This window comes from Ideonella sp. P3_A4, from assembly GCF_056403075.1.
The window spans coordinates 1-8,946 of record NZ_JBFUGE010000239.1; the positions used below are offsets into that span (position 1 = coordinate 1).

Annotated in this window: 14 protein-coding genes; 11 read left to right on the forward strand and 3 right to left on the reverse strand. The window is 65.8% G+C overall.

Annotation, left to right across the window (positions count from 1 at the left end):
• The 9 genes from AC1DYI_RS19555 to AC1DYI_RS19595 form a co-directional block, all read left to right on the forward strand.
• Positions 1-289: P2 family phage major capsid protein (locus AC1DYI_RS19555; RefSeq protein ID WP_477205799.1), on the forward strand; the 289-nt coding region annotated here is incomplete at its 5' end.
• 44 nt (positions 290-333) lie between these two features.
• On the forward strand, positions 334-1,038 hold the full coding sequence (gene gpM, locus AC1DYI_RS19560; protein WP_477205800.1) for a phage terminase small subunit: 705 nt from the start codon (positions 334-336) through the stop codon (positions 1,036-1,038).
• Positions 1,039-1,151: 113 nt separating this feature from the next.
• Entirely contained in the window at positions 1,152-1,613 is a 462-nt protein-coding gene (locus tag AC1DYI_RS19565) for a head completion/stabilization protein (RefSeq protein ID WP_477205801.1), read from the forward strand.
• Complete coding sequence (locus AC1DYI_RS19570) at positions 1,613-1,816, forward strand: tail protein X (protein WP_477205802.1); 204 nt, start codon at positions 1,613-1,615, stop codon at positions 1,814-1,816. Before AC1DYI_RS19565 ends, AC1DYI_RS19570 begins: the two co-directional genes overlap by 1 nt.
• A gap of 5 nt (positions 1,817-1,821) precedes the next feature.
• Positions 1,822-2,091: a hypothetical protein gene (locus AC1DYI_RS19575; RefSeq protein WP_477205803.1), complete on the forward strand. Its 270-nt coding sequence runs from the start codon at positions 1,822-1,824 to the stop codon at positions 2,089-2,091.
• Positions 2,088-3,083, forward strand: coding sequence for a hypothetical protein (locus AC1DYI_RS19580; protein WP_477205804.1), 996 nt, complete (start codon positions 2,088-2,090; stop codon positions 3,081-3,083). Before AC1DYI_RS19575 ends, AC1DYI_RS19580 begins: the two co-directional genes overlap by 4 nt.
• A 16-nt stretch (positions 3,084-3,099) precedes the next feature.
• Positions 3,100-3,585 (forward strand): hypothetical protein, encoded by a 486-nt coding sequence (locus AC1DYI_RS19585; protein ID WP_477205805.1) that lies wholly within the window; start codon positions 3,100-3,102, stop codon positions 3,583-3,585.
• 12 nt (positions 3,586-3,597) lie between these two features.
• Positions 3,598-4,119, forward strand: coding sequence for a phage tail protein (locus AC1DYI_RS19590; protein ID WP_477205806.1), 522 nt, complete (start codon positions 3,598-3,600; stop codon positions 4,117-4,119).
• Between the two features lie 8 nt (positions 4,120-4,127).
• Positions 4,128-4,604: a phage virion morphogenesis protein gene (locus AC1DYI_RS19595; protein WP_477205807.1), complete on the forward strand. Its 477-nt coding sequence runs from the start codon at positions 4,128-4,130 to the stop codon at positions 4,602-4,604.
• Between the two features lie 264 nt (positions 4,605-4,868).
• On the opposite strand, the gene AC1DYI_RS19600 is transcribed toward AC1DYI_RS19595, so the two are convergent.
• Together AC1DYI_RS19600 and AC1DYI_RS19605 are read right to left on the reverse strand one after the other, a co-directional pair.
• The gene (locus AC1DYI_RS19600) at positions 4,869-5,588 is read right to left on the reverse strand and encodes a hypothetical protein (protein WP_477205808.1); all 720 of its coding nucleotides are present in this window, start codon (positions 5,586-5,588) and stop codon (positions 4,869-4,871) included.
• A 640-nt stretch (positions 5,589-6,228) separates the two neighbouring features.
• Positions 6,229-6,576 (reverse strand): KTSC domain-containing protein, encoded by a 348-nt coding sequence (locus tag AC1DYI_RS19605; protein ID WP_477205809.1) that lies wholly within the window; start codon positions 6,574-6,576, stop codon positions 6,229-6,231.
• 182 nt (positions 6,577-6,758) lie between these two features.
• Here AC1DYI_RS19605 and AC1DYI_RS19610 point away from each other — a divergent pair, with 182 nt between their 5' ends.
• Complete coding sequence (locus AC1DYI_RS19610; RefSeq protein ID WP_477205810.1) at positions 6,759-7,010, forward strand: YHYH domain-containing protein; 252 nt, start codon at positions 6,759-6,761, stop codon at positions 7,008-7,010.
• Positions 7,011-7,683: 673 nt separating this feature from the next.
• Here AC1DYI_RS19610 and AC1DYI_RS19615 read toward each other — a convergent pair.
• Entirely contained in the window at positions 7,684-8,460 is a 777-nt protein-coding gene (locus AC1DYI_RS19615; RefSeq protein ID WP_477205811.1) for a DUF3800 domain-containing protein, read from the reverse strand.
• 226 nt (positions 8,461-8,686) lie between these two features.
• Between AC1DYI_RS19615 and AC1DYI_RS19620 the strand changes: the two genes are divergently transcribed.
• Positions 8,687-8,946: thermonuclease family protein (locus AC1DYI_RS19620; RefSeq protein ID WP_477205812.1), on the forward strand; the 260-nt coding region annotated here is incomplete at its 3' end.

An 8,946-nucleotide genomic window follows, 5' to 3' on the forward strand; every position in this document is an offset into this window, starting at 1 on the left:
CGATCCGGTCGACCCGACCGAGAAGATCGCCGCCGATCTGCTCGTCAGCCAGAAACGCGTCGGCGGCCTGCAGGCGGTGCAAGTGCCGTTCTTCCCCGAGGGCACGGTGCTGATCACCCGCTTCGACAACCTGTCGATCTACTGGCAGGAGTCAGCCCGTCGCCGCATGGTGCAAGACAACCCGAAGCGCGATCGCATCGAGAACTACGAGTCCAGCAACGACGCCTACGTGGTCGAGGAGTACGGCATGACCGCGCTGATCGAGAAGATCGCGCGCAAGGACACCTGACCCTCCACCTCCAGCCACCACGCACGCCCAGGGAGAACTGCCCCATGTCGTTGAGCCCCGTCCAACGCGCCAAGGCGCGCGCCGAGGCCCGCCGGGCCRCCGCGCAAGATCCGCACGGCGGCCCGGTTTCCAGCGATGCCCACACCCTGCTGCTCGCGCAGCTCGTGGAGCATCGCCGTCGCCTGAAAGACATCCAGTCCATCGAGCGAAAGATCGAAGCCAAGCAGGTCTTCCTGCCCACTTACGACGACTGGATCGATGCCACGCTCGCCGACGGCCGCGGCGCGCAGGATCCCATCGTCACCACGGTGATGGTTTGGCACATCGATGCCGGCAACTACGCGCGCGCCTTGGCGATCGCTCGCTACGCCGTGCGCCACGGCCTGGACCTGCCCGACCAGTACGAGCGCAGCCTCGCCGTCGCCCTGATCGACGAGTTCGCCGCCGCGGCGTTGGTCGGCAAGCTCAAGCCGATCGAGGCTGCCGAGATCCTGCCTGCCGTGCTTGAGCTCACCGAAGGCGCCGACGCGCCGGACCAGGCACGCGCGAAGCTGCACAAGGCCTACGGCTACGCCTTGCTGGGCAAGGCCGGCCCTGCCGACGTGGACTTCAGCGGCACCGACCGCGCACCGTGCGAGGTCGCACTGCAGCACCTCAAGCGCGCGCTCGAGCTGTGGGACCAGGTCGGTGTGAAAAAGGACATCGAGCGCCTGGACCGCCGGCTGAAGCCAGCTGGCCCGAGCGCCTGACCCCGTTCCGGACCCCGGAGCCGGGCGGCTCGACTGGCAGCCCAAGGGCTTGACCGCCACAACGAGCTATCCAGTCGACCACCGCCCACCTACACCGCCACAGCCGATCCGCCATGAGCTTTCAGCCAACCCCCGGTACCGCACCCGAGCCCCCGATCCGGAACGACGACTGGTTCCCCGAGATCGATCTGGCATCGCTGCGCGCTGCGTGCAGGCTGGACGGCACCGTGACGTCCGATCGGCTGCACCACGCCGCGATCAATGCGATCGTCCACGTCAACGCCCAGCTCGCCGCCTGGGCGGTGAAGCAGGCCCTGGCCGGTTACCCCAGCCTCGAGGACGTGCCGGGCCCGCTGGTCGATGACGAGCCGGCGCCCGTGCACCTGTACCGCCGCGCCGTCTATGCCGCCGTGCAGTGCGAACTGATCGAGCGCTATCGCGACTACGACACCACCGCCAAGGGCGACAAGCGCGCCGAGGCCATGGACCCCCGTGTCGATGAGGCGCGTCGCGATCTTCGCTGGGCGATCGCCGATCTGCAGGGCCTGCGTCGGACCACCGTGGAGCTCATCTGATGCTCGTGCGTGCGCAGCAGGGCGACACCCTCGACCGCCTCGCGTGGCGCCACCTCGGCACCACGGCCGGTGTCGTCGAAGCCACCCTCGACGCCAACCCCGGCCTTGCCGAGCTCGGCCCCGTGCTGCCCCTGGGCCACGAGATTGAGCTCGTTACTCCCTCAACGCCCGTGACCACCCAGACGGTGAGCCTGTGGGAATGACCGCCATGAACCAAGAAGTCCCCGATCTGCTCGGCACGCTGGGCGGCCGCATCGCCGATGCCATCAGCTGGGTCGCCAGCGCGCTCAGCATGGCCGCCGCCCTCGGCTTCGTGAACCTCACCGTCGGCCTGCTCAGCGCGGCGTGGCTGGCCACGCAGATCTGGCGCTTCTGGCGGTACGAGGTCCACGCGCTGCGCCAGGCGCGCATGCAGGCTGCCGCCGAACCTGTGCTGACCACTGCCCCCACCTGCCCCACCCCGGAGGATCAACCTTGAAGCTCGTTTCCCACCTGGCCAAGGCCCTGGCCTCGCGCTGGACCCAGTTCGTCGCCTTGCCGCTGCTCGTCCTCGCCTGGTTCGCTTGGTCGGATCCGAGCCGCGGCGCCGCCGACACCTTGCTGCGCGTGCAGATCTGGGCCCAGGCCATCCTCATCACCGGCGTGGCCTACCTGGTCGCGCGCAGCCTGGCAGGGAACGTGCGCGGCGAGAGCTTGGCGCGCCAGGCAGAGCGCGGCAGCATCGCAGCCGGCGTCGCCTTCGCCGGCCTGTGCTTGCTGCGCGGCCTGGTGCTGTTGGGCCTGCTGCTGTTTTTCTCCGGCAGCGTGCGGGCCCAGCCAGTGCCGAGCGCCGCCGTGCGCCTGATGCCCGAGCTGCGCGCACAGATCGACCAGGCCTGGCCAGGCATGCCCACCCCGGCTTACTTCGGCGCCCTCATCGAGCACGAAAGCTGCGTCACCCTGCGCAGTTCGCGCTGCTGGTCGCCCACGAGCCAGCTGAAGACCGCCCGCGAGGAAGGGGCAGGCCTGGGTCAACTCACGCGAGCCTGGCGCACCGGCGGCTCGCTGAGATTCGACACGCTTGCTGAAGTGCGCCAGCTCRACCGGCAGGGCCTCGCCGAGCTGCGCTGGGACACCATCTACCGGCGCCCTGACCTGCAGCTGCGCGCGATCGTGGTCTCCAGCCGCGTCACCTACCACCGCTTGGCCGCGCTGGTGCCGGAGCACGGGCCCCGCCTGGCCATGGCGGACGCGGCCTACAACGGCGGCCTTGCCGGCCTGCTCAACGAGCGCCGCGCCTGCGCCCTTCGCCCCGGCTGCAACCCCGCGCGCTGGTTCGGCCACGTGGAGCTGACCTGCCTCAAGAGCCGCGCCCCGCTGTATGCGGGCCGTAGCGCCTGCGACATCAACCGGCACCACGTCACCGACGTGCTGCTGCAGCGCATGCCCCGCTACGCGACTCTCCTGCCGACGCCGGCAGGCCGCACCTGACTGCATGCAAGAAGCGGTGCGCGCCCCCTTGACCCTGCTGGCCGCCATGGCCAGCGCCGCGGCGATCGCGTGGCTGGGTGCCAGCGGCCGCGCCAACCAGGCCTGCGAGGTGCGCCAGGCCCGCGTCGAGGCCAAAGCGGCTGCCGGCCTGGCTGCCCAGTCCGAGCGCCATCGCAGCGCCGAGAAAGCGCTGCGCGACCGCATCGACGCCGACAGCGCCCGCCATCAACAGGAGATCGCCGACCTTGAACGCTCGAAGCACGACCTGGCTGCTCGCCTGCGCGCTGGCGCTGTGCGCGTGTCAGTCCCCGCCGCCGCTTGCCTGCCCGCCGCCGGTGGAGGCGCCGGCGCTGACGATCAAGCCGCGCGAGCCGAACTTGCGCCAGAGACTGCACTCGCTCTGGACGCAATCGCAGCCGACGGAGACACCGCCATCATCGAGCTCAACCACTGCCTTGCCGCCTACGACGCCGTCCGTGCGGCCGTAGGCGCAACGCGATAGCCCGGCGCACCCATGCTCAAGCCGCAAAGCCTGTTCGATCATCTCAGCGCGGCCGTGCCGGCCTTTGCCACGTCGCCGGACCAGCTCAGCATGCTGGTGCGATCCGGGCGCATCGTCGCCGCCGGCGCCGCTTCGTTGAGTTTCGAGTACCGCTACACCGTCCAGCTCGTGGCGCTGGACTTCGCCGGCCACCCGGACGCGATCGTGGTCCCGCTGCTGGCGTGGCTGCGTGTGAACCAGCCCGAGATCGCCGACAACCCCGAGTTGCGCGACAAGAGCGTGCGCTTCGAGGCCGAGTACCTCAACCGCCTAACCGTCGACTTGTCTCTCGAAGTGGACCTGACCGAACGAGTCATCGTGGCTCGGCGCCCCGCTGGCGCCGAGCCGGATCCCGTCACCACCTTCGAGCGGTGGGATGTGCGCCACGTCGGCGAGCCTGCGCGCCTGGGCGTGGTCGACCAAGCCGAACACTGGGAAATCTACGAGCGCGACGAGCTCATCGCCACCTGGGGCATCGCGCCGGAGCGCGCGTAAGCCACGTGATGGACACCGCCGCCGTCCTCGAGGCCTGGCTGGAGCCGTTGCTGGCCCAACTCGAGCCTCGTGGGGTACGCCAGCTGGCGCGCCGCCTGGCCACCGGCCTGCGACGCCGGCAGGCAGCCCGCATCGCCAACCAACGCAATCCCGACGGCAGCGCGTACAAGCCACGATCGCCGCAGCGCCTACACCGCACCGTCGCCACGCCAGGCCCACTGCACCGAGAGCGCCTGCGCGTGCAGTCCATGTTCACCAAACTGCGCACCACGAAGCACCTGAAGGCGCGTGCCGATGCGGAGGCGGTCACCGTCGAGATCTCTGGCCGTAGCGCACGCATCGCCTCGGTGCACCAGTACGGCCTGCTCGACCGGCCACAACCTGGCGGGCCGGAAATCCGCTATCCGGCGCGTGAGCTGCTCGGGTTCTCCGCCGACGACCTTGAGTGGCTGCAGGCGTCGCTGCTCGAACACTTGACGATCTGATTCGCTGGCTTCCTCTCATCCCCGATGGGGGAGCCAACTGGATCATTGATAACTGTCGATACGTGGAAATTGCGGCTGCAGGCCGCCTACGATCCCGGCGGTGGAGCTGAGGCCATCGATGTTGTCAAACTTGTTGCTGCGCAGCAGCGCCGGCCAGACTGCTCATGCGCCTCGGTAGCCGCGCCCCAAAAGCTTGAGTCGGCGCGACATTCTTCCCCTGGTGGAACCAATGTCACCGCGCGGACGAACCGCACTCATCGCAATCTAGTTGCCGCTGGACCAGAGCACGAACAACTTGCCGTCGGTAGAGGTGTTGACGACCCAGGTCATGGCCCCGCGCCCAAATTCCACCAAATAGACCTCAGCAGGACCACTTTGCGTCTGTTGCACGCCACGGAGGACGGCCTCTTTGATCGAGCCCTTTTGCGCGATTGCCTTACCTATTTCCGGCATCTGCTGTTCACACGCGTCGAGCAACATTGCGCCCATGATGTCTGCTGGACACTTGCCACTGGCTGTCGATTGCAGCGCCCTAATAAGCAGCTCGCGGAACCGGCCGCTACCCCGTTGCGCGACGCCGTCAGGGATGCCAGCAAATCGGGCAGGCGACTTTGGGACAGATTCTTCCGACACGCCATCCAGCGTCGGCTGTGATGCGCTGGACCAGAGCACGAACAACTTGCCATCAGCACCGGTGTTGAGGACCCAGGTCATGGAGCCTCRCTCAAATTGCACACGGTAAACCTCAGCTGGACCACTTGGCATCTGCTGAATGCCGCGGAAGAGAGCTTCCTTGATCGAGCCCTTCTGTGCGATCACCTTCCCCATCCCAGGCATCTGCTGCTGACACGCGTCGAGCAACGTCTCGCCCATGATGTTTGCTGGACACTTGCCACCGGCGGTAGATTGCAGCGCCTTGACAAGCAGATCTCGAAACTGACCGCCACCTCGCAGTTCGATGCCGTCATGGACCGCTGGAGCCACAGAGGTGGGGATTCGCGGGGCGTTGTCCTGAATTGCGTGGCCACGATTGCCAGCGCCAGCGAATCGGACGGGCGACTTTAGGTCCGACTCTTCGGACGCACTATCCAGCGTTGGCGCTGACGTCGTAGGAAGCGGCTGATTCCCCATTGTTGGCGAAACGCTAGTCAGTGCGCGCGGGGACTCTGGAAGCTCTGAATGCTGACTAGTCACCACTAAATGCTGGCTTGCGTCAATACTCGTCGTACTCGTTGAATGGTCGCTCTTGTCGATGACGACTGGAGCTGCGTTCGCCTTCTCTTCCGCCAACGCTTTCCTTAGCTTTGTCCATGATTCTCCAACGGACGCAAGTCCCCCAACGACAACGCCCGCGACGAGGACGGCCGCCACCAAAGGATTGTCCTTGGCTCGCCTCGTCCACTTGTCTACCAGTGAGTCTTGGTTAGCAGTGTTCTCGCCCACGAAACACTCCTCTCCTTAGTGGCCGGCCCTGCAGCGCATAGCTGCCATTGCAGGCGGCGGCCCCGGAATGATGGCTGGCACGGCCGCGGTCGACTCCCTCAGCACGAAGATCTCGAGGGCGGCGCCAGGACCCCACTCTAGCCCTCGGCTTCGCAAGCCGTGTTTTCAAAGCAGTAGCGATCTACAGCCGATATTTCTTCGGAATCGGGTGAGTCCTGCAATCGAAGGGACCATCGCTTCCGCTGCCACGGATGTGTGCCTCGAAGTATTGCCGCTTCGAATCCGCGGTCTGAAGCGCACGCACAGTAGCAGCGTCGATCTCGCAGTAGTGATAGTAGGACGACCTGAGCCGGATGAGCATGTACCGATCGGCCGCGTCGTAGCAGATCCGCGAAACGTCGCCGCCCTCCCGGACGTCGGCACAGGCGAAGGACTCCAGCGAAACGGCGCCGTGGTACTTCACCTGCACCGTCTCCGCCACGGCGAGCTGGCAGAACGACATGAGCAAAACGGGAATGACGCGTCTCAATGGGGCCTCCTCAGCTTGACGGGGCGTTGCCTTGCAACATGCAATACGGATTCGCCGGTCAAAACCCGACATGCGCCGGAAAGAATTAACCCTAGGAGACGATGCTGGAAGCACGGGGCACAGTGCTCGAGTCCTCCACGACGCCCGAGCCTCGGCGCCGCGTGACGTTCGAAGGAGACATCATGCGCAAGATCTCGCTCGCGGCGCTGCTGGTCGTCGTAGCTCTGGCATCGTCAGCATCCACGCTAGTCGACGTTCCGAAGCCCTGCGGCGCGGCCACGGTCATTGCACTCACCGACCAAGAAGACGATGAAGTCGCCCACGGCGGCGGGCTCAACGCCTGTGGGTGCCACTTCAATCGCAAGACCGGTGAATGCCACTGTCACCAGAACCGTGGGTGCGGTTGCGCGTGCCAGCCGGCTGGCTGCAAGTGAGCGGAATGGCGTAAGGCTTCACTCGCGGCGGATGCTTGTTCCGCCAAACCTTACGACGCGCAAGCCCCGCCGTGTGCCTCTGATGCGGCAACGCCGACCTGTCCACCGGTGAAGCCCATCGGAGTTAGTGCGCGACGCACCGGCGCGCCTGCTCCCATGAGAACCACGTCTGCCTAGGCGATGGCGGCAGGATCAATTCGCCATCGGCGCCTGGCTCGCGCTCCCAGCAACTGCAGCCGTCTTCAGGGCCCGATCGAACTCTGCAGCAGGCCGGGTGGATGCATTCCGCGGCAGTTCCCTGCGCGGTCCATCCGGCGAAGTAGTGGCAGGCGGAACAGGGGCACGCCCCGGCCGCACGGTGGTTGTGGCCCATGATGTCCTTTCGGCCTCTGCCGGGCCTGTATCCCGTCCAAGGCACTGATGATCACCCGGCTGTCAGCTGCTGCCAAACGCGTATCCGCGGGTGGCCAGAATCCCGAGCGGCGTGCATGGGTTCGCGCTGTGAGCCCTGGTCGTCGTCAGCAATGCGCTGTAGGCGCGAAGCAAAGCGGTGCCCCCGGGGAACCTCGTGAGCCACACGGGACGGGACGGCTCGTATACTTTGAATCAGCCAGTCGGGCCGAAACCTTGCACAGGTCTGTAAGGGGACTGCCGAAGCGGTGGAGTAACCCTCCTAGGCCCGTCTTGGCGCCCCTCGTGGGGAAGTCTGGAACTTCCAGATCGAGAAGGGTTCTTGCCCGGCACCGACTGTGCTTGCTCCAAGCGATTTCAGGTGCAGCCTTTCCGCAAGATGATTGGCAAGCCAAATCCTTGGCGGGCTTGCATCCTGAGCAAGATGGCGCTTGTTCCAGTGATATGCGATCGCCCCAGTCATCAGGTCGACGAACTGAATCAAGTTTGACTCCTTCGAGTCTCGAAACTCGACGCGCCTAAATGGTCGAACGCCGAACTTGCTGTTGGCGCCGTTGTTCAGAATCGTTCGAAGCTCAGCCAGCGTCTGGCGCGTAGTCCGATCATCAAGGAAGCAGTCGAGCGCCGCACCATCTCGCCCGAACAGCCGGGCACACTTGACCAAGAGCTGGTAGATGAACTTCGAGAAGCCAATCTCATGGTCTCCACCGTTGTATCGCCCGTGGTCAAGTTCCGTTGCGTCGATCACGATGGCATAGAAGCCAGGCGTCTTCTTATGTAGGCCCGATATCCCAACGTCCATGAACTCCGCATAGGCCCTTAGCATCTGCTTAGAAACCTTGCCCCATTTCATCTCTCGATCGAGCCGGTGATTTGTACGCACCGCCTGGAGTGCTGCATCGAATCCCTCTACTCGCCCCTGCTCAATAACCAGTGCTCCAAGCACCATGAAATGGGCACCGGACTGGCTGCTTTCATCGACATAGATGTGGAACCGGCTCTTTGCCTGCTGGGACGGGATGGATGGAGCCTGCAGCACCCAGAAAGCGTCTCATTTTCGAGATGCCGAGGCTTCAGGGTGTGCCCCAATAGCAGCAGGGGCCGTTCTAACCTTGCGCGCGGCTCGCGACGGACCCGGCCTCCGCCAAACAACGCGCCAGGGGTGCCAGGTGACGGCCCGGCGCGCCGTGATCCCTACGCCAGTCCGCCGGCTACCCCCGTCTGGGCGATGCCGGCGCCGCGCGAGCGCTGCGACACTGCAGGCCATGGATGCTGTACTGCTTTGCCTCGTCGTCGCCATCACCGACGGCGACACCCTTCACGCCCGGTGCGGCGAGTCACCCGAGATGGTCGTGCGCCTGGCCGAGATCGATGCGCCGGAGAAGCGCCAAGCCTTTGGCGATCGGAGTCGCCAGCACCTGGCCGAGCTGTGCTTTGAGAAGCGCGCCGAGGTCCAACCAAAGGCCCGCGACCGCTACGGCCGCACCGTTGCGCGCGTGACCTGCGACGGGAAGGACGCCAACGC